The organism is Marinobacter sp. E2, from assembly GCF_055755345.1.
Window position 1 is genome coordinate 3,020,900 of record NZ_CM146911.1, and the last position, 18,768, is coordinate 3,039,667.

The 18,768-nt window shown below is 61.0% G+C and carries 18 protein-coding genes; 10 read left to right on the forward strand and 8 right to left on the reverse strand.

The features are described from left to right. Positions 1-7 precede the first annotated feature (7 nt). The gene (locus tag AC0J1C_RS13830) at positions 8-1,948 is read right to left on the reverse strand and encodes a methyl-accepting chemotaxis protein (protein WP_473044369.1); all 1,941 of its coding nucleotides are present in this window, start codon (positions 1,946-1,948) and stop codon (positions 8-10) included. Positions 1,949-2,184: 236 nt separating this feature from the next. Between AC0J1C_RS13830 and AC0J1C_RS13835 the strand changes: the two genes are divergently transcribed. After that, positions 2,185-2,361, forward strand: a complete 177-nt coding sequence (locus tag AC0J1C_RS13835; RefSeq protein ID WP_139229632.1) for a DUF6435 family protein — start codon at positions 2,185-2,187, stop codon at positions 2,359-2,361. 18 nt (positions 2,362-2,379) lie between these two features. On the opposite strand, the gene AC0J1C_RS13840 is transcribed toward AC0J1C_RS13835, so the two are convergent. Further along, a complete protein-coding gene (locus AC0J1C_RS13840; protein ID WP_473044372.1) occupies positions 2,380-2,724 on the reverse strand; it encodes a chaperone modulator CbpM in 345 nt (114 codons plus the stop codon). Positions 2,725-2,737: 13 nt separating this feature from the next. After that, complete coding sequence (locus AC0J1C_RS13845; protein WP_473044374.1) at positions 2,738-3,721, reverse strand: DnaJ C-terminal domain-containing protein; 984 nt, start codon at positions 3,719-3,721, stop codon at positions 2,738-2,740. A gap of 266 nt (positions 3,722-3,987) precedes the next feature. On the opposite strand from AC0J1C_RS13845, the gene AC0J1C_RS13850 reads away from it, so the two are divergent. Then, positions 3,988-5,181 (forward strand): MFS transporter, encoded by a 1,194-nt coding sequence (locus AC0J1C_RS13850; RefSeq protein WP_473044376.1) that lies wholly within the window; start codon positions 3,988-3,990, stop codon positions 5,179-5,181. 2 nt (positions 5,182-5,183) lie between these two features. On the opposite strand, the gene fba is transcribed toward AC0J1C_RS13850, so the two are convergent. The 4 genes from fba to tkt form a co-directional block, all read right to left on the reverse strand. Next, the gene (gene fba / locus AC0J1C_RS13855; RefSeq protein WP_473044378.1) at positions 5,184-6,248 is read right to left on the reverse strand and encodes a class II fructose-bisphosphate aldolase; all 1,065 of its coding nucleotides are present in this window, start codon (positions 6,246-6,248) and stop codon (positions 5,184-5,186) included. A 228-nt stretch (positions 6,249-6,476) separates the two neighbouring features. Beyond that, positions 6,477-7,637, reverse strand: coding sequence for a phosphoglycerate kinase (locus AC0J1C_RS13860; RefSeq protein WP_473044380.1), 1,161 nt, complete (start codon positions 7,635-7,637; stop codon positions 6,477-6,479). 29 nt (positions 7,638-7,666) lie between these two features. Further along, the gene (gene gap / locus AC0J1C_RS13865) at positions 7,667-8,698 is read right to left on the reverse strand and encodes a type I glyceraldehyde-3-phosphate dehydrogenase (RefSeq protein WP_473044382.1); all 1,032 of its coding nucleotides are present in this window, start codon (positions 8,696-8,698) and stop codon (positions 7,667-7,669) included. Beyond that, a complete protein-coding gene (gene tkt / locus AC0J1C_RS13870) occupies positions 8,698-10,698 on the reverse strand; it encodes a transketolase (protein ID WP_473044383.1) in 2,001 nt (666 codons plus the stop codon). Before tkt ends, gap begins: the two co-directional genes overlap by 1 nt. Between tkt and AC0J1C_RS13875 the strand changes: the two genes are divergently transcribed. The 8 genes from AC0J1C_RS13875 (at position 10,698) to AC0J1C_RS13910 (ending at position 18,222) form a co-directional block, all read left to right on the forward strand. Continuing rightward, positions 10,698-10,892, forward strand: a complete 195-nt coding sequence (locus tag AC0J1C_RS13875; RefSeq protein ID WP_375192353.1) for a hypothetical protein — start codon at positions 10,698-10,700, stop codon at positions 10,890-10,892. The two genes, tkt and AC0J1C_RS13875, sit on opposite strands and share 1 nt — an antisense overlap. Positions 10,893-10,921: 29 nt before the next feature. Then, entirely contained in the window at positions 10,922-11,923 is a 1,002-nt protein-coding gene (locus tag AC0J1C_RS13880) for a metalloregulator ArsR/SmtB family transcription factor (RefSeq protein WP_375192354.1), read from the forward strand. Positions 11,924-12,092: 169 nt separating this feature from the next. Continuing rightward, on the forward strand, positions 12,093-13,283 hold the full coding sequence (gene metK, locus AC0J1C_RS13885; RefSeq protein WP_375192355.1) for a methionine adenosyltransferase: 1,191 nt from the start codon (positions 12,093-12,095) through the stop codon (positions 13,281-13,283). Positions 13,284-13,346: 63 nt separating this feature from the next. Continuing rightward, complete coding sequence (ahcY, locus tag AC0J1C_RS13890) at positions 13,347-14,741, forward strand: adenosylhomocysteinase (RefSeq protein ID WP_473044384.1); 1,395 nt, start codon at positions 13,347-13,349, stop codon at positions 14,739-14,741. A gap of 12 nt (positions 14,742-14,753) precedes the next feature. After that, entirely contained in the window at positions 14,754-15,623 is an 870-nt protein-coding gene (gene metF, locus AC0J1C_RS13895) for a methylenetetrahydrofolate reductase [NAD(P)H] (protein ID WP_473044385.1), read from the forward strand. A 317-nt stretch (positions 15,624-15,940) separates the two neighbouring features. Next, positions 15,941-16,699: a transporter substrate-binding domain-containing protein gene (locus AC0J1C_RS13900; RefSeq protein ID WP_473044386.1), complete on the forward strand. Its 759-nt coding sequence runs from the start codon at positions 15,941-15,943 to the stop codon at positions 16,697-16,699. A 91-nt stretch (positions 16,700-16,790) separates the two neighbouring features. Continuing rightward, positions 16,791-17,462, forward strand: a complete 672-nt coding sequence (locus tag AC0J1C_RS13905; protein ID WP_375192359.1) for an amino acid ABC transporter permease — start codon at positions 16,791-16,793, stop codon at positions 17,460-17,462. Between the two features lie 13 nt (positions 17,463-17,475). Continuing rightward, positions 17,476-18,222, forward strand: a complete 747-nt coding sequence (locus tag AC0J1C_RS13910; RefSeq protein ID WP_375192360.1) for an amino acid ABC transporter ATP-binding protein — start codon at positions 17,476-17,478, stop codon at positions 18,220-18,222. A gap of 16 nt (positions 18,223-18,238) precedes the next feature. On the opposite strand, the gene AC0J1C_RS13915 is transcribed toward AC0J1C_RS13910, so the two are convergent. Next, on the reverse strand, positions 18,239-18,727 hold the full coding sequence (locus AC0J1C_RS13915; RefSeq protein WP_375192372.1) for a DUF2505 domain-containing protein: 489 nt from the start codon (positions 18,725-18,727) through the stop codon (positions 18,239-18,241). Between the last annotated feature and the right edge of the window lie 41 nt (positions 18,728-18,768).

An 18,768-nucleotide genomic window follows, 5' to 3' on the forward strand; every position in this document is an offset into this window, starting at 1 on the left:
CCTTCCCTTAAACGCGGAACTGGGAGGCTTTCTCCTGCAACGAGGCCAGCGTGCGGGCAATCTGGCCACTGGCTTTGTCGGAGCGCTCGATGGCTTGAACCGTCTCCTGTGAGGAGCTGGCGATGTCGGCAACGCTGGTACTTACATCGCTGGCCTGGCGGCCCTCCTCCTCGGCAACCGAGGCCGTGGCCAGAGCACGCTCCTGAAGACTGCCAAGCAGCTGGTTGATACGCTCGAAGTGTTCGTCTGCCCGGCGGAACTCCGATGACGACTCCGCCACCTGGCCAGACACATCGCCTATGGCGGTCACCGCTTGCTGACTGCCTTTCTGCAGGCGCTCGATAATGGCCTGTATCTCCGTGGTGGATTCCTGGGTCCGGCTGGCCAGCGTGCGTACTTCATCGGCCACTACCGCAAAGCCCCGACCGGACTCCCCGGCCCTGGCCGCCTCGATGGCCGCGTTCAGCGCCAGCAGATTGGTCTGCTCGGCAATGGCGCCAATCACCGACAGCACCGAGCCGATTTCCTTGCTCTGGGCATCCAGCTGGTTGACCGCCTCGACGGCCTGCTCGACATTGCGCACCACCTGGTCCAGCCTGTGCCGGACATCCCGGGAAATACCGGCGGTTGCCTCACTCTCGGAGCTGACGTTGCTCACCGAACCGGCGATTTCCTGAATGTTGCCGGCCACCTCGGCAATGCTCCGTGACATGGTGTCCATGGTGCCCGACACTTCGGCCACGGCCTGCTCCTGACGATTGACGGCAGCCACCGCCTGCCGGCTGATGTCGCCCTGGCTCTGGGCCTGGCCAGCTGCCGACTCGGCGGAGGCGCGCACTTCGGCCACCAGCTCCTGGATCCTGGCAATAAAACGATTCACACCTTCGGCCATGTCGGTCAGCTCGTCCCGGCCTTTCATTGCGACACGACGGGTGAGGTCGGCCTCGCCATCGGCGATACCCCAGATCGCGGAACTCAGCCGGAATACCCTGGGCAGCAGGCCGCCGCCCAGCACCAGGGCCACCAGGACGATCAGCGCCACCGCCGAGCCGATGGCCAACAGCGAAAGATTGGCCGAGAGACTCGAGGCCTCCGAATTCAGTGCCTCCACAGTACCTTCCATGCGCGAGCGGGTATCGGCATCCATGGCCGCCAGTTGCTGCTGGAGCCGCTGGTTTACCTGCTCGGTTTCCGCCTCCAGGGTATCCCGCAGGGCATTGATGCTACCGGCAATGGTGGCACTGAATTCTTCTTCCAGGGCCGCCATATCCCGGTTGATGCCTTCCAGCGACAGCCCCAGTTTCAACTCGCCGATGGCCGAGCCCTGGGGCGCAATATCCGCGGAAATAATCACCACGTTGGGGTCACGGCTTGCCGCATCCAGGACCCGATTTGCCGCACCTCGGCCCTCACCCTGCTCCATAAGAGTGCGCACACGGTCATCGGTACGGTCCACATAGCGGGTCAGGCGCTCACCGTACTGGTCGTAGTAGATGGCGAACAATACCGACTCCCGGGCGTCCGCCAGTTCCACAAGATCGGTCAGCCGGGGAATATCGCGGTCCCAGATCAGGGGGGCAGCAACGGCAGCCAGAACGTCCGCCAGCCCCTGGGCCTCGGCCATGACAGCGGCCCGTACATTGCCGGCAACCCGCTCCTGTTGCTCGGTCTGCTGACGGGTGAGTTCCTCTGCCAATTCCTCGGTGGTCTTCTGCCGCATGGTCTCCAGGCGGGTACGCACATCTTCGCGGGTATCACCAAATGAAGCGCTTACCTGCTCACTGCTGGCCTGAAGGGCGGTGCCGGCGGTCGCCACCAGGCGCTCCACCTGGCTGGAGATCAGCCACTGGCTGACCAGCACCTGCACCAGGCCTGCCACAACCAGAATAATGAAAACCGGTCGGAGAAGGCGGCTTGCAATCAGCCGCTTAAGGAACTGAAAAGACATAGGGACCCCGTTTGCGTGCATGCTCTGTGCGTCCTGCACAACCTCAGCGGCATCCTTGCCTGTTGATTATGGGTATGTATAGCAAAACACGGGCCTAAACGGGGCGCTTTTATGTACGGGTTTTGTTGTCCCTCGTAATCCTTGCATGCCATCCCGGTTCAGCCACAATCAACAGATGAACTTTCTGGCGCAGACAGCGTAAACCGTTGAACAGTCATTCAGAACAGGTACCGGATATGCTCGGCTTCTTGAAAGGCGACCCGAAGAAAAAACTGCAGAAAGCCTACGAGGACAAGCTCGCAAAGGCTCTGGACGCCCAGCGCAACGGCGATCTGCGCACCCATGGCACCCTGATGGAGGAGGCGGAGAAGATCTACGCCGAGATTCAGGCGCTGGACGAGAAGAAATCCTGATGCGTTGTGGGGGAGCGATTACTCCCCCATCAATTGACGGATCCGATGATTGAGGCGTGCCACCTCCCTGCGCATGCTTTCCACCTCGTCCAGCAACTCCAGCGACATGGCAAGGCCAGGCAGGTTCATTTTCAGGTCCCGTTGCAGACGCTGGGCCTTGCGAAGCCTGGCGAGCGAGGCAACATCGAACTGCCATTGCCGTGCTTCGGCAACATCCTCGATTGGCGAGATGATGCCGTAATCCACCAGTTTGATGACAAATTCGGCGTGGCACTCGCCCCGCTCGCAGATTTCACGCAGGGTGAAGCGGGTTCCGTTCGGGTCCACCACTTCCACCGTTACCATACGATCCTGCTTGCTCATCCCTTACCCCCGCTTACACGTGAAGCTTGCTGCGTGGATTGAACTGCTTCTCCGCCTCGGCCAGTTGCTGGTATAGCTTCTCGGCCTCAGGGCTGTGCTTCTCCGGCATGGTTACCTGCAGAACCACAATCTGGTCGCCCGGGTGCTTGCCGGGGAAACCTTTACCCTTGAGCCTCAGCTTGCGGCCGCTTGTGGAGCCCTTGGGCACTTTCACGTTCACCTTTGAGCCCACGGTAGGAACAGTAACGGTGGCGCCCAGAGCCGCCTCCCAGGGTGTGATGGGCACAGTCACCACCACATCACGGCCTTCGACACTGAACTGGGGATGCGGAGCAAACTCCACCTCGATGAACAGGTCACCGGGTTCACCGCCGCCGATACCGGGCGAACCCTGGCCTTTCAGGCGAATGTGCTGACCTTCCCTCATGCCGGCGGGGATCTTCACCTTGAGGGTTTTCTGGCGCGGCATCACCCGGCCATGGCTGTCGGCCTCGTGAACGGTGAACGACACCTGCTTTTCACAACCGTGAAAGGCCTCTTCCAGAAACAGTGCCAGCCGGGCATGCACGTCCTCGCCGCGCATGCGCATGTTCTGCCGGAAGCCACCGCCGCCAAAGCCGCTCCCGAAATCGCCGGAGAAGCCACCACGACGGCCACCACCGAAGATTTCCTCAAAGAAGTCACTGAACTGGCGAGCATCGGCCTCGGTGTAGCCACCGCCGCCGAAACCGGAAGCGCTCTGCCAGCCGGGCGGCGGTTCGAAGGAACCGTCGGCACGGGCGCCGTATTTGCGCAGCTGGTCGTACTCGGCCCGTTTTTCCGGGTCCTTGAGCACTTCGTAGGCCTCTCCCAGGTCCTTGAACTTGGTGTCGGCGTCTTCTTCCTTGCTGACATCCGGATGGTATTTCCGGGCCAGCTTCCGATAGGCCTTTTTGATTTCCTCGGCGGAGGCCGACTCACTCACACCGAGGACGGCGTAATAGTCCTTGAAGTCCATGGCGCTCCTTTTTGATCGTCATAACCTCTGGTAACAGTCTGCTCTGATATCCGTCTTTCTTTGATATCCGCTTGCCTCTGATACCTATAGTTGACGCTCCCCGAAAAAATACAAGAGATCGGTGAATGGTCAGTGAATAAGAGTTGCGTCAGATCAAACGCCAGACAGCCGTGGTAGTCCGTATGGCAACCCGCGCGCGTAACCGTCACACTGTCAGGCTTTTCGTTTTATCTTTTCGGGGAGTACCCGGTTTGAGCAGTGAACCTGTGACAAGACTTCGGATCTTTCTGATCGAGTTTGCCCTCGCCCTGGGCGGCTTCGCGATCGGTACCGGCGAATTCGCCATCATGGGGCTGATGCCCAATGTGTCCACGGATCTTGGGGTCACCGAACCCCAGGTGGGCCACCTGATCAGCGCCTATGCGCTTGGGGTGGTTGTGGGCGCACCGGTGCTCGCCGTGATTGGCGCCCGCTTTTTCAGGAAACAGCTGTTGATCTGGCTGATGGCCTTTTACGCGGTCGGCAACCTGGCCAGTGCGCTGGCCGATGACTACACCGGTGTCATGATCGCGCGTTTTGTGGCGGGCCTTCCCCACGGGGCGTATTTCGGGGTCGCCTGCCTCGTGGCGGCGTCACTTGTGCCGGTGCACCAGCGTGCCAAGGCTGTGAGCCGGGTGATGATGGGCCTGACCCTGGCGCTGCTGTTCGGCAATCCGCTGGCTGCGTGGATGGGCCAGTCGCTGGACTGGCGCTACGTGTATTTCTTCGTGGGGCTGATTTCCGTAGCCACCCTGAGCCTGGTGATCTTCGTTCTGCCGCTCGACCGGAAGGAAAAGCGCCACGGCTCATTCAGTGAGATCCGGGCCTTCAATCGCAGCAGCATCTGGTTTGCCCTGGCCATTGGTGCCATCGGCTTTTCCGGCATGTTTGCGGTGTTCAGCTACCTGGCGCCGACTCTGCTGGAAGTAACCCGGGTTGATGAGTACTGGATTCCGATAGCCCTGGCCGTGTTCGGCCTGGGTGGTTTTACCGGCAATCTCATGGGTGGCTGGCTGTTTGACCGCCTGGGATTCCGGGCGGTTGGTGTGATCCTGCTGCTCAGCGCCTGCATTCTGTTGGCGTTTCCGTCCACTACGGGCACGCTGCCGGTGTTGCTGGCGGCCTGTTTCCTGGTGGCCATGATGGGCGCGCTTGGGCCGGCCCTGCAGACGCACCTAATGGACGTGGCCCATGGCGCCCAGAATCTGGCGGCGGCCTCGCATCATGCGGCGTTTAACGTGGCTAACGCACTCGGGCCCTGGCTCGCGGGCATGGCCATCACGGCGGGCTTTGGCTGGTCTTCGACGGGCTATGTCGGCGCCACGACGGCAACCATCGGGCTGCTCATCTTCCTGGCGGCCTGGCGCCACAAACAAAAAGGCCCCCGCAATGCGGAGGCCGATTCGGTTCCCGTCTCTTAAGCTTACTTGACCTTGGGGTCCAGTTCGCCGGACGCGTAACGCTCGAACATGCGCTCAAGGTTGATCGGCTTGATCTTGCTGGCGTTGCCGGCGGTGCCGAAGGCCTCGTAGCGGGCCACGCACACGTCGGTCATGGCCTTCATGGTTTCCTTGAGGAATTTGCGCGGATCAAACTCGGCCGGATTCTCGCTCAGGAAGCGACGGACGGCGCCGGTGCTGGCCAGGCGCAGGTCGGTGTCGATGTTGACCTTGCGCACACCGTGCTTGATACCTTCCACGATTTCTTCCACCGGTACCCCGTAGGTTTCCGGGATTTCACCACCGTATTCGTTGATGATCTTCAGCCATTCCTGGGGTACGGAACTGGAGCCGTGCATGACCAGGTGGGTGTCCGGGATGCGGGCGTGGATGGCCTTGATCTGGTCGATGGCCAGGATATCGCCAGTGGGCGGACGGGTGAACTTGTAGGCGCCGTGGCTGGTGCCGATGGCGATGGCCAGGGCGTCCACGTGGGTTTTCTTGACGAAGTCCGCCGCTTCTTCCGGGTCGGTCAGCATCTGGCTGTGGTCGAGGGTACCCTCGGCACCGATGCCATCTTCTTCGCCAGCCTGGCCGGTTTCCAGGGAACCCAGGCAGCCCAGCTCGCCTTCCACGGACACGCCGCAGGCATGGGCCATTTCCACGGTGCGACGGGTAACGTCGACGTTGTATTCGTAGTCGGTGGGGGTTTTGCCGTCCTCACCGAGGGAGCCGTCCATCATCACGGAGCTGAAGCCCAGCTGGATGGAGCGCTGGCACACGGAGGGGCTGGTGCCGTGGTCCTGGTGCATGACCACCGGGATGTGCGGGAACTCTTCGATGGCCGCCAGGATCAGGTGGCGCAGGAAGGGCGCGCCGGCGTATTTGCGGGCACCGGCGGAGGCCTGGACAATCACCGGGGAGTCGGTTTTGTCGGCGGCTTCCATGATGGCGCGCATCTGTTCCAGGTTGTTCACGTTAAAGGCGGGCACACCGTAACCATGCTCGGCGGCGTGGTCCAGAAGTTGCCGCATCGAAATCAGGGCCATGGGTTGTCTCCTTCGTTGGGCTTTGGGTCGTTGGATTCTGTTCGTTATCTGCTTGGGAGTCTGCTGCGGCAGGTGGGAGGAACTCTCTCCGGGACACGCTGTGAATACATCCCTGTACGCTTGACTGCAGCATCCATGCTGCAGACAGTCCCGGAGAGAGTTCCCCCACCTGCCTTGCGATTCTGGCCTGGGGCTTATCGCCAGGCCTGGTCGGAATCGCTTTTGTTATTACTCTCCGCGTTCTTCCAGTACGGCTACCGCCGGCAGGGTCTTGCCTTCCACGAATTCCAGGAAGGCGCCGCCGCCGGTGGAGATGTAGGAGATTTTGTCAGCAACGTTGTACTTGTCAACGGCCGCAACCGTGTCCCCGCCGCCGGCCAGGGAGAAGGCGTCGCTTTCAGCGATGGCTTCCGCCAGGGCTTTGGTGCCGTTGCCGAACTGATCAAATTCGAAGACGCCCACCGGGCCGTTCCAGAGGATGGTTCTGGCGTTCTTCAGCAACTGGGCGAATTCGCCGGCGGTTTCCGGGCCGACGTCGAGGATCATGTCGTCGGCGGTTACGTCGGAGATGTTCTTGACGGTGGCAGTGGCGGTTTCGGCGAATTCGCTGGCCACCACCACGTCTACCGGCAGCGGGATTTCAACGCGGCTGGCGATGTCCTTGGCGGTGTCGACCAGGTCGTGTTCGCACAGGGATTTGCCCACCGGATGGCCCGCAGCGGCCAGGAAAGTGTTGGCAATGCCGCCGCCAACGATGATCTGGTCGCACACCTTTTCCAGGGCGTTGAGTACGTCCAGTTTGGTGGAAACCTTGGAACCGCCAACAATGGCCACAACCGGCTTGGCCGGGTTATCCAGGGCCTTGCCCAGGGCTTCGAGTTCCGCCGCCAGTAGCGGGCCGGCACAAGCTTCGGGGGCGTATTTGGCCACGCCGTGGGTGGAGGCCTGGGCGCGGTGGGCGGTGCCGAATGCGTCCATCACGTAGACGTCGCACAGGGCCGCATATTTCTTCGCCAGGGTTTCGTCGTCTTTCTTCTCGCCCTTGTTGAAGCGCACGTTCTCGAACAGCACCACTTCGCCGTCGGCGACGTCAACGCCGTCGAGGTAATCCTTGATCAGCCGCACTTCCTGGCCGAGCACTTTGGTCAGATGGTCCGCGACCGGCTTCATGGAGGACGCTTCGTCGTACACGCCTTCTTCCGGGCGACCCAGGTGGGACATCAGCATCACTTTGGCGCCGGCGTCTTTGGCAGCCTTGATGGTGGGCAGGGAGGCGCGGATACGGGCGTCGCTGGAGACTTTGCCGTCCTTGACCGGTACGTTCAGGTCTTCACGGATCAGCACTCGCTTGCCAGCGAGGTTCAGATCGGTCATTTTCTTGATGGCCATGTTGTTCGTCCCTTCAACAAAATTTCAGATTAAGAATGTTTGGTTAACCAGCTTTTGCTGACATCGAGCATCCGGTTCGCGAACCCCCACTCATTATCGAACCAGCACAGCACCTTCACCATGGTGCCCCCGGTGACCCGGGTCTGGCCGCCGTCCACCACGCCGGAGTGGGCGTCGTGGTTGAAATCGGAGCTGGCCAGCAGTTCGTCGGTGTAGCCGAGAATGCTCTTCAACGGGCCGTTGGCGGCCTCTTTTAACAGGGTATTTACCGCTGCCACGTCGGTGTTCTTGCGCACGTTCACCACCATGTCGATGGCGGAGACGTTCATGGTCGGCACCCGCATGGCCACCGAACTGAACTTGCCTTCCATCTCCGGCAGCAGGCGCTCGATGCCTTTGGCCAGGCCAGTGTCCACCGGCACGATGTTGTGCAGGGCGCTGCGGGTGCGACGCAGGTCCTGGTGGTGGTAGGCATCGATTACCGGCTGGTCGTTCATGGCGGCGTGGATGGTGGTGGTCGTGCCCTGCTCCACGCCGAGGGCGTCATTCAACACCTTGATCACCGGCACCAGGCAGTTGGTGGTGCAGGAGGCGGCCGCCACAATCACATCGTCGCCGGTAAGCTCCCGGTGGTTGATGCCGTAGACCACGGTGCGGTCGACATCGGATTCCGCCGGCTGGGAGAACAACAGGCGTTTGGCGCCGGCATCAATGTGTTTCTGGGCCGTGGCACGATCAGAGAACGCCCCGGAGCATTCCAGCACCAGGTCCACATCAAGCAGTCCCCAGGGCAGCTCCGCCGGGTCGGCGTGGCGCAGTACCCGGATGGCGTCGCCGTTGACCATCAGATCCTGGTCCGACACCGAGATTTCCCCCTGGAACCGGCCATGGGTGGAGTCGTAGCGGGTCAGGTGGGCGATGGTGTCGATATCCGACAGCTCATTGATCGCGACCACCTGCAGGCGGTCGCGAAAGCCGTTTTCATAGAGCGCACGCAACACGCACTGGCCGATACGGCCGTACCCGTTGATGGCGATACGAAAAGGCGCAGAGTCTGTCATCAGGCGTCCAGCAGTTCCGCGGCCACTTCCAGCACGTTGTCGACGGTGAAGCCGAACTCCTTGAACAGTTCACCGGCGGGTGCGGATTCACCAAAGGTGGTCATGCCGATGATGCGACCGTCCAGCCCCACGTACTTGTACCAGTAGTCGGCAATGCCGGCTTCGATGGCCACGCGGTTGGTCACGTCCAGCGGCAGCACCTGCTGCTTGTAATCGGCGCTCTGGGCGTCGAACACGTCGGTGGACGGCATGGACACCACGCGCACTTTCCGGCCCTGTTCGCGCAGCTTGGCGGCGGCCTCCTGGGCCAGACCCACTTCGGAGCCAGTGGCGATCAGGATCAGTTCCGGGGTGCCCTCGCTGTCGGAGAGGATGTAAGCGCCCTTGGCCACGTCGGCCAGCTGCTGGGCGTCACGATCCTGGGCCGGCAGACCCTGACGGGAGAACACCATGGCAGTGGGGCCGTCCTTGCGCTCAAGGGCCGCTTTCCAGGCCACCGCGGATTCCACGGTGTCGGCCGGGCGCCAGGTGCTCATGTTCGGGGTGGTGCGCAGGCTCGCCAGCTGTTCGATGGGCTGGTGGGTAGGCCCGTCTTCACCGAGGCCGATGGAATCGTGGGTGAACACGAAGATGGAGCGCTGTTTCATGAGCGCCGCCATGCGCACCGCGTTACGGCAGTATTCCATGAAGATCAGGAAGGTGGCGCCATAGGGTACAAACCCACCGTGCAGGGCAATACCGTTCATGATCGCGGCCATGCCGAACTCGCGCACGCCGTAATAGATGTAGTTACCGCTGGCGTCCTCTTTGGTCAGCCCCTTGGAGCCGCCCCAGATGGTCAGGTTGGAGCCGGCCAGGTCGGCAGAGCCACCCATCAGTTCAGGCAGCAGCGGGCCGTAGGCGTTCAGGGTGTTCTGGGACGCTTTCCGGGAAGCCACGGTTTCGGCCTTGTCCTGGCACTCCTGAATGTAGGCCTGGGCCTTCTCGGCGAAATCGGCGGGCAGGTCGCCGGCCATGCGGCGCTTGAACTCGGCCGCCAGCTCCGGCTCGGCCTTTTCATAGGCGGCGAACTTCTGCTCCCACTCGGACTGGGCTGCGGCGCCTTTCTCACGGGCGTTCCAGGCACTGGCGATGTCCGCCGGAATCTCGAACGGGCCGTACTGCCAGCCCAGCTGCTCGCGGGTCAGTTCAATCTCGTCGTCGCCCAGGGGCGCGCCATGGCAGCTTTCCTTGCCCTGCTTGTTCGGAGAACCAAAACCGATGATGGTCTTGCAGCAAATCAGGGTGGGCTGTTCGGTATTGGCCCGGCCGGCTTCAATCGCGGCACGAATGGCGTCGGAATCGTGGCCATCGACCGCCGGGATCACCTGCCAGCCGTAGGCTTCGAAACGCTGGGGGGTGTTGTCGGTGAACCAGCCGTCCACCTCGCCGTCGATGGAGATGCCGTTGTCATCGTAGAAGAAGATCAGCTTGCCCAGCCCCAGGGTGCCAGCCAGGGACGCCACTTCGTGGGAGATGCCTTCCATCAGGCAGCCATCGCCCAGGAACGCGTAGGTGTAATGATCGACAATCTCGTGGCCCGGGCGGTTGAATTGTGCCGCCAGGGATTTCTCGGCGATGGCGAAACCCACGGCGTTGGCAATGCCCTGCCCCAAGGGACCGGTGGTGGTCTCGACACCCGGGGTGTAGCCGTACTCGGGGTGGCCCGGTGTCTTGGAGTGCAGCTGTCGGAAGTTCTTGATGTCCTCGATGGAAACGTCGTAACCGCTCAGGTGCAGCAGCGAGTACTGCAGCATGGAGCCGTGACCGTTGGACAGCACAAAGCGGTCCCGGTTGGCCCACTGAGGGTTGGCCGGGTTGTGGTTCAGATAATCGTTCCACAGTACCTCGGCGATATCCGCCATACCCATGGGCGCACCCGGGTGGCCGGACTTGGCTTTCTGAACCGCATCCATGCTCAGCGCGCGAATGGCGTTGGCGAGATCTTTACGAGACGGCATTGACGTTTCTCCAGTGTTTTCGGGGAAAAATAGGGCTGTTCAAAAAAGAGGCGCGTATTTTCGCCGATTACTGTGTGCCGGGGCAAATCGGCATTCGCCTGTTTCACGATTGTTTGCCTACGGATTCCCGAAACGATCCGGATGCGACAAAATTCACCCCTATATCAAAATTTTTTGATATTGCTATTGATTGACCACCGGAAGCCCCCTAAACTTTGGCCCCATGACATCCATGAACGCACATGCCGACACCCTGTCCTCTGTGGACGCCCTGGCACCGATCTTCAAAGCGAGCGGCGACCCGCTACGCCTGGAGATCCTGCGCGTTCTGCGCCGGGATACCTTTGGCGTGCTCGAACTCAGCCAACTGTTCGACATGCGCCAGTCCGGCATGAGCCACCACCTGAAGGTGATGAACAAGGCCGGCTTGTTGGAGCCGCAGCGGGAAGGCAACGCCATCTTCTACCGTCGCCCGCTGCACCTGGACAGCGACAAGCCCACGGACCAGACCATCCGGCAGATTTTCGAGGCGGTGGACCGCGTGCCCCTGCCCACGCACCTTCAGGAGAAGATCGAGGCCATCCGCAACCAGCGGGCTGACCAGTCCCAGGCTTTCTTCGCCCGGCATGCGGAGCAGTTCCGGGAACAGCAGGAGCTGATTGCCGCATTCGAGCTTTACGCCGAACCGGTGGCGGAGCTGATCCGCAAGCGGTCACGCAAGCACCAGTGGCAGACTGCCCTGGAAATCGGACCCGGCGAAGGCGGCTTCCTGCCGGTGCTGGCCGAGCTGTGCGGCCACGTGGTTGCGCTGGACAACAGCCGGGACATGCTGGCCAAGGCCACCCGGACCTGCATTGACGAGCGGCTGAACAACATCGACCTGATTGAAGGGGTCACCGACACCCTGCTGGCCCGGGGCGATGCCTTTGATCTGGTGGTGGCCAACATGGTGCTGCACCACGTGCCCAGCCCCGCGGATATCTTTCTGGACGCGGCGGCGCTGATGAACAACGGCGGCTGCCTGGTGATCAGCGATCTGTGCAGCCATGACCAGGACTGGGCCAAGGCCAATTGCGGTGACCTGTGGTTGGGTTTCGAGCCGGAAGAACTTACCGCCTGGGCGGACGACGCCGGGCTGGTGGCCGGCGAGCAGCTGTTTATCGGGCTGCGCAACGGTTTCCAGATCCAGGTTCGGGAGTTCTGGAAGCACAGTGGCCAAGTCTGACGACCGGGATCGCAATATCAACAAATTTTGATATGCAGATACGTAGTTTTACGTATGCTCACATTCACGAACAAACCGGTAAGCGGAACGCACTTTAAAAAGAGCCGCTACCGGACTGAATTTGAACCACCCAAACTGAATTTGAAACGCTCAAAGAGGAGCTTGTGCTATGTCTGACTACAGCATCTTCACTTCCGAATCGGTCTCTGAAGGCCACCCGGACAAACTGGCGGACCAGATTTCCGACGCCGTCCTCGACGCCATCCTGGTAGACGACCCCCACGCCCGGGTTGCCTGCGAAACCATGGTGAAGACCGGTGTTGCCATCGTTGGCGGTGAAATCACCACCAGCGCCTGGGTCGACCTGGAAGATCTGGTGCGCGGCGTGATCAAGGACATCGGCTACACCTCCTCCACCGTTGGTTACGACGGCGACACCTGCGGCGTGATCAATATCATCGGCAAGCAGTCCGTGGACATTGCCCAGGGCGTGGATCGCCAGAAGCCGGAAGACCAGGGCGCGGGCGACCAGGGCCTGATGTTCGGCTACGCCAGCAACGAAACCGACGTGCTGATGCCGGCCCCGATCACCTTCTCGCACCGCCTGGTGCAGCGCCAGGCCGAGGCCCGCAAGAGCGGCCTGCTGCCGTGGCTGCGCCCGGACGCCAAGAGCCAGGTTACCTGCCGCTACGAGAACGGCCGGGTTGCCGGCATTGATGCCGTGGTGCTTTCCACCCAGCACGATGAAGACGTGACCCAGGACGACCTGAAAGAAGCGGTGATGGAGCTGATCGTCAAGCATGCCCTGCCGGCGGAACTGCTGCACAAGGACACCCAGTTCCACATCAACCCGACCGGCAAGTTCGTAATCGGCGGCCCGGTAGGCGACTGTGGCCTGACCGGCCGCAAGATCATCGTAGACACCTACGGCGGCATGGCCCGCCACGGCGGCGGTGCGTTCTCCGGCAAGGATCCGTCCAAGGTCGACCGTTCCGCCGCCTACGCCGGCCGCTACGTGGCCAAGAACATTGTCGCTGCCGGCCTGGCCGACAAGTGCGAGATCCAGGTGTCCTACGCCATCGGTGTGGCCCAGCCCACGTCGATCTCTCTGAACACCTTCGGCACCGGCAAGATCAGCGACGACAAGATCATCCAGCTGGTCCGCGAACACTTTGACCTGCGTCCGTACGCGATCACCAACATGCTCGACCTGCTGCACCCGATGTACCGGGCCACGGCAGCCTACGGTCACTTTGGACGTGAGCCCTACGAAATGACCGTTGGTGGCCGGACGTTTACCGCATTCCCGTGGGAAAAAACCGACCGGGCGGCGGCTCTCAAGGATGCCGCTGGTATCTGAACCTATTTCGGGCGTATGTCATCAGACATGCGCCCAGACCAAACTGACTGACAGGAGAACACCATGAGCACTCCGGCAGAAAAACTGAAAAGCTTCGACGATTACAAAGTCCGTGATATTTCCCTGGCCGGCTGGGGCCGGAAGGAAATCAACATCGCGGAGGGCGAAATGCCCGCGCTGATGAAGCTCCGGGAGAAATACAAGGCCGAGCAGCCGCTGAAAGGCGCGAACATCATGGGCTGCATCCACATGACCATCCAGACCGCCGTGCTGATCGAGACCCTGGTGGAACTGGGCGCCAACGTGCGCTGGTCGTCCTGCAACATCTTCTCCACCCAGGACCAGGCCGCAGCCGCCATCGCCGCCCAGGGCATTCCCGTGTTTGCCTGGAAAGGCGAGACTGACGAAGAGTACGACTGGTGCCTCGAGCGCACTGTGGGTGCTGATGTGGAAGGCTGGGAGCCGAACATGATCCTGGACGACGGCGGCGACCTGACCGCCCTGCTCCACGAGAAGTACCCGGAAATCCTGGCCAAGTGCCACGGGGTGACCGAAGAGACCACAACCGGCGTGCACCGCCTGCAGGAAATGCTGCGCGAGGGCACCCTGAAGGTACCGGCCATCAACGTGAATGACGCCGTGACCAAATCCAAGAACGACAACAAGTACGGTTGTCGTCACAGCCTGAACGACGCCATCAAGCGCGCCACCGACCACCTGATGTCCGGCAAGAAGGCCCTTGTGATCGGCTATGGCGACGTGGGCAAGGGCTCCGCTGCGTCCCTGCGTCAGGAAGGCATGATCGTAAAAGTTACCGAGGCCGATCCGATCTGTGCCATGCAGGCGTGCATGGACGGTTTCGAAGTGGTGTCTCCGTACATTGACGGCGTGAACACCGGTACCGAAGCCGGCATCAACCGCGACCTGCTGCAGAACACCGATCTGCTGGTAACCACCACCGGCAACATGAACGTGTGTGACGCGCACATGCTCAAGGCGCTCAAGAGCGGTGCCGTGGTATGCAACATCGGCCACTTCGACAACGAGATCGATACCGCCTACATGCGCAAGAACTGGGAATGGGACGAGGTGAAGCCTCAGGTGCACATCGTCTACCGCGACAAGGCCACCAACGACCACCTGATCCTGCTGTCCGAAGGCCGCCTGGTGAACCTGGGCAATGCCACGGGTCACCCGTCCCGCATCATGGACGGCTCTTTCGCCAACCAGGTGCTGGCCCAGATGTACCTGTTCGAGCGCAAGTTCGCCGACCTGCCGGAAGACGCCCGGGAAAAGGGCGTATACGTCCAGGTTCTGCCCAAGCAGCTCGACGAGGAAGTGGCCCGCGCCATGGTGGAAGGCTTTGGTGGCGTGATCACCAAGATGACTCCGGAGCAGGCCAAATACATCGGTGTACCGGTCGAAGGCCCGTACAAGCCGGAAAGCTACAAGTACTGATCGGGTAACAAGATGCAATCCCAGACACAGTTCAAGCGCCGCTTCAGCTTCGAGTTTTTCCCGCCCAAAACCGACCAGGGCAAGGAAAAACTGCAGAACGTGCGCAGCCAGCTTGCCGAGGTGAACCCGGACTTTTTCTCGGTCACCTTCGGCGCCGGCGGTTCCACCCGGGACCGCACCATTGAAACCGTGCTGAACCTGCACAAGCAGGGCATTTCCACGGCCCCGCACCTGTCGTGCGTGGGCGGCACCCGCCAGGAAATCGGCGAGCTGCTGGACCTGTACCGGGAGCATGGCATCAACCGGATCGTCGCCCTCCGGGGCGACATGCCCTCCGGCATGGGGGCGGCCGGCGAACTGCGTTACGCCAATGAGCTGGTGGAATTCATCCGGAAGCACAGCGGAGACACCTTCAACCTGGAAGTGGCCGCCTACCCGGAATTCCACCCCCAGGCCCGCAACGCCGAGGAAGACCTGAAGAACTTCGCCCGCAAGGTACACGCCGGCGCCAACAGCGCCATTACCCAGTACTTTTTCAATGCGGACAGCTACTTCTACTTCATCGACCGGCTGGAGAAAATGGGCGTGACCATCCCCGTGGTGCCGGGCATCATGCCCATCGTCAATTTCTCAAGCCTGGTGCGCTTCTCGGACATGTGCGGCGCGGAGATCCCACGCTGGATTCGCAAGCAGCTGGAAGCCTACGGCGACGACGCTGATTCCATCCGCAAGTTCGGAGAGGAAGTGGTCACCAACATGTGCGAGAAACTGCTCAACGCCGGTGCCCCGGGTCTGCACTTCTACACCCTGAACCAGGCCGAGCCGAGCCTCAGCATCTGGAAGAACCTGGGCATCAGCGATCGGGAGAAGATCGCGTTCTAAGCGCTGCTCTATCCCCCTCTCCCCGCCCTCTCCCACCAGGGGAGAGGGAGATTTACTCCCCGATCTTCACGCCCCGCGTCTGTTCCTACTTCGTCGTTCCGCCACTTTTTAGCCCCTCTCCCCTCGCGGGAGAGGGGTTGGGGAGAGGGGCGCCTCTCGCCCAAGCATTTGATTTTCTGTGCTCATCTGCGTAATAGTCTAAAGTGTATGTGATGCAGTTCCATCAACGCTCCCCGTCCATCGCAGTCAACAGCAGTGGTGGATTCGGCTTGCCTTACCGGGCAAACGGAGCCTCATAAGAAAGAAAAGGAGAATGTATGAGCACGAAATGGCTGAAGACCCTAAGCGCCAGCCTGGCACTCACCGTTGCCGCGGGAACCGTTAGCGCAGAGACCCTGCGAGTCGTCACAGATCCGAGTTTCGTTCCGTTCGAGATGATGGACCAGGAAACCGGCGAAATGATCGGCTTCGACATGGAGATCATCCGGGAAGTCGCCGACCGTGCCGGTTTCGAAATTGATCTCAACACCATGGATTTCAACGGCATCATTCCTGCCCTGCAGACGGGCAACGTGGATATTGCCATTGCCGGTATCACCATCACGGACGAGCGTGAAGAGATTGTTGATTTCTCTGACCCGTACTACGACTCCGGCCTGCGGATCCTCGTGCGCGAAGGCAACGAAGACGTCAGCGAGTTCGACGATCTGGAAGGCAAGAAAATCGGCACCAAGATCGGTAGCACCAGTTACGACTATCTGATCAAGAACCTCGACGCCGACGACGGCGTTACCCCGTACCCGGGCAGCTCTGACATGTACATGGCGCTGATGTCCCGTTCCGTGGATGCGGTGTTCTACGATGCCCCCAACGTCGGTTACTTTGCCCGCACCAAGGGCGAAGGCAAGGTGAAGACCGTGGGCCCGCTGTATGAAGGCCAGCAGTACGGCATTGCCCTCAAGAGCGGCAGTGAATGGCTGGACGAGGTAAACGCCGCCCTGGCCGCCATGAAGGAAGATGGTACCTACAAGACCATCTACGAGAAGTGGTTCGGCCCGATGCCGGACGACATGTAACGGCTGATGGACCCCTTCGGTCCGATTCCTGTGCCGGGGCCTGCGCGCCCCGGCAGTTCCTGACTCCAAACACTCTTCGGAGACTCTCACTGTGGAATTCCAGTTTCAGTTCGACTGGCAGGCAGCCATCGATTCCATTCCGTTTCTGCTCAAGGGTATCCCCTACACCCTGCTGATATCCTTTGGCGGTCTGCTGATCGGGTTTGTACTCGGCATCATCTTCGGGCTGCTGAGCATCAACAAGAAATGGTTCCTGCGCTGGCCGGCCACCGCCTACATCGAAATCTTCCGGGGCACCCCCATCCTGGTTCAGGTGCTCTTTATTTTCTATGGCCTGCCGGATCTGATTGGCGGCCCGATTGACCCGCTCACCGCCGGCATTGCCGCCATTGCCCTGAACTCCGGTGCCTACATTTCCGAGGTGGTTCGTGGTGGTGTGCAATCCATCGACAAGGGTCAGACCGAGGCCGGGCTGTCCCTGGGTCTGTCCCGCACCCAGACCTTCTGGTCGGTGGTCTGGCCCCAGGCCTTCCGCCGGATGATTCCGCCCCTGGGCAACCAGGCCATTGTCAGCATCAAGGATACGTCACTGTTCTCGGTCATTGGCGTCGGGGAGCTGGTGCGTCAGGGCCAGATCTACATCGCCAACACCTTCACCGCATTTGAGGTGTATTTCGTGGTCGCGATTCTTTACCTGGCCATCACGCTGTCACTGTCCCTGATCCTCCGCCTCGTTGAGCGGCGCGGACTGGCCTCTGTCTGAAGGAACCGAAACCATGACTCAGATTGTAAAAATGAAGGGCATGAACAAGTACTTCGGCAAGCTGCATGTCCTGAAAGATATTGACCTGACCGTCGAGAAAGGCGAAGTGGTGGTGATCATTGGCGCCAGTGGCTCTGGCAAATCCACCCTGATCCGCTGCGTCAACGGCCTGGAGGAGTTCGAATCCGGCCATCTGGAAGTGGACGGTCACCCGCTGGCACCAAAAAGCGGCAACCCGAAAGCCCTCGCGGAAATCCGCAAGGAAGTCGGCATGGTGTTCCAGCAGTTCAACCTGTTCCCTCACCTCACGGTGAAGAAAAACATCATGCTGGCGCCCCAGAAGGTCAAAAGCACCTCCCAAACCGTGGCCAACGCCACTGCCGAACGCCTGTTGAACCGGGTGGGCATTGGCAACCAGGCCGACAAGTACCCCAGCCAGCTGTCCGGCGGGCAGCAACAGCGGGTGGCCATTGCCCGGGCCCTGGCCATGGAACCGCGCCTGATGCTGTTCGACGAACCCACCTCGGCCCTCGATCCGGAAATGATCGGGGAGGTGCTGGACGTTATGCGCGAACTGGCCAAGGAAGGGATGACCATGATGGTGGTTACCCACGAAATGGGCTTCGCCCGGGAAGTAGCCGATCGGGTCATCTACATCCATGAGGGACAGATTGTTGAGCAGGGCAAGCCCGACGACGTGTTCGACAACCCGCAGAATGAGCGAACCCAGGCGTTCCTGTCACGGGTGCTCGCTCACTGACCGCCTTTGAAGTGATTCAGAGCAACTGGCGGGTGGCCTCGTATTCACGCTCAATCTTGGCGTGAGAGTCATCCGCCAGAAACCTCGCAATCTTCTTGCCCAGCAGGGGCACATCACAACGCACGTTCAGGGTCACCCGATTGGTACAGGTCTCGCCCTGTTCCCGCAGCTGCATCATGCCCTGGATCTTCGCGGGCACGCCCTCGATGCGTACCCGGAACTCGCAGTGCCATTCGCCGTCGCTCTTGCGAAACCAGTGCTCTTCCTGACGCACCTGATTCCACTCACGATGGAAACTGGCCAGTACGCCCGGAACCGCCAGTGAGCTGGTCACTTCCCGCTCGATCACCAGTTTGCCTGAGGATTCATCACGGGCCCGTTCAGCGACACGCACGTTGCGGGCCCCCAGCTGCGCATTCTTTTCGTGGATGTGAGATTCATCAAAAAATGCGCCGAGCACCCGGTCCAGCCGGGCGTTGTAGGGGTGTTCAAACTCCAGTTCCATCAGCGACTCCTCGTTGTTTTCAGGGAATTCTGCGATGGCCT

Bases quoted from the DNA above. Each gene is read 5' to 3' on its own strand.
- AC0J1C_RS13900 (WP_473044386.1), top strand. From the start codon at position 15,941: ATGAGCACGAAATGGCTGAAGACCCTAAGCGCCAGCCTGGCACTCACC.
- AC0J1C_RS13830 (WP_473044369.1), bottom strand. From the start codon at position 1,948: ATGTCTTTTCAGTTCCTTAAGCGGCTGATTGCAAGCCGCCTTCTCCGA.
- metF (WP_473044385.1), top strand. From the start codon at position 14,754: ATGCAATCCCAGACACAGTTCAAGCGCCGCTTCAGCTTCGAGTTTTTC.
- tkt (WP_473044383.1), bottom strand. From the start codon at position 10,698: ATGCCGTCTCGTAAAGATCTCGCCAACGCCATTCGCGCGCTGAGCATG.
- gap (WP_473044382.1), bottom strand. From the start codon at position 8,698: ATGACAGACTCTGCGCCTTTTCGTATCGCCATCAACGGGTACGGCCGT.
- AC0J1C_RS13860 (WP_473044380.1), bottom strand. From the start codon at position 7,637: ATGGCCATCAAGAAAATGACCGATCTGAACCTCGCTGGCAAGCGAGTG.
- AC0J1C_RS13880 (WP_375192354.1), top strand. From the start codon at position 10,922: ATGACATCCATGAACGCACATGCCGACACCCTGTCCTCTGTGGACGCC.
- metK (WP_375192355.1), top strand. From the start codon at position 12,093: ATGTCTGACTACAGCATCTTCACTTCCGAATCGGTCTCTGAAGGCCAC.
- AC0J1C_RS13915 (WP_375192372.1), bottom strand. From the start codon at position 18,727: ATGGAACTGGAGTTTGAACACCCCTACAACGCCCGGCTGGACCGGGTG.
- fba (WP_473044378.1), bottom strand. From the start codon at position 6,248: ATGGCCCTGATTTCGATGCGGCAACTTCTGGACCACGCCGCCGAGCAT.
- AC0J1C_RS13840 (WP_473044372.1), bottom strand. From the start codon at position 2,724: ATGAGCAAGCAGGATCGTATGGTAACGGTGGAAGTGGTGGACCCGAAC.
- AC0J1C_RS13845 (WP_473044374.1), bottom strand. From the start codon at position 3,721: ATGGACTTCAAGGACTATTACGCCGTCCTCGGTGTGAGTGAGTCGGCC.
- ahcY (WP_473044384.1), top strand. From the start codon at position 13,347: ATGAGCACTCCGGCAGAAAAACTGAAAAGCTTCGACGATTACAAAGTC.
- AC0J1C_RS13910 (WP_375192360.1), top strand. From the start codon at position 17,476: ATGACTCAGATTGTAAAAATGAAGGGCATGAACAAGTACTTCGGCAAG.
- AC0J1C_RS13835 (WP_139229632.1), top strand. From the start codon at position 2,185: ATGCTCGGCTTCTTGAAAGGCGACCCGAAGAAAAAACTGCAGAAAGCC.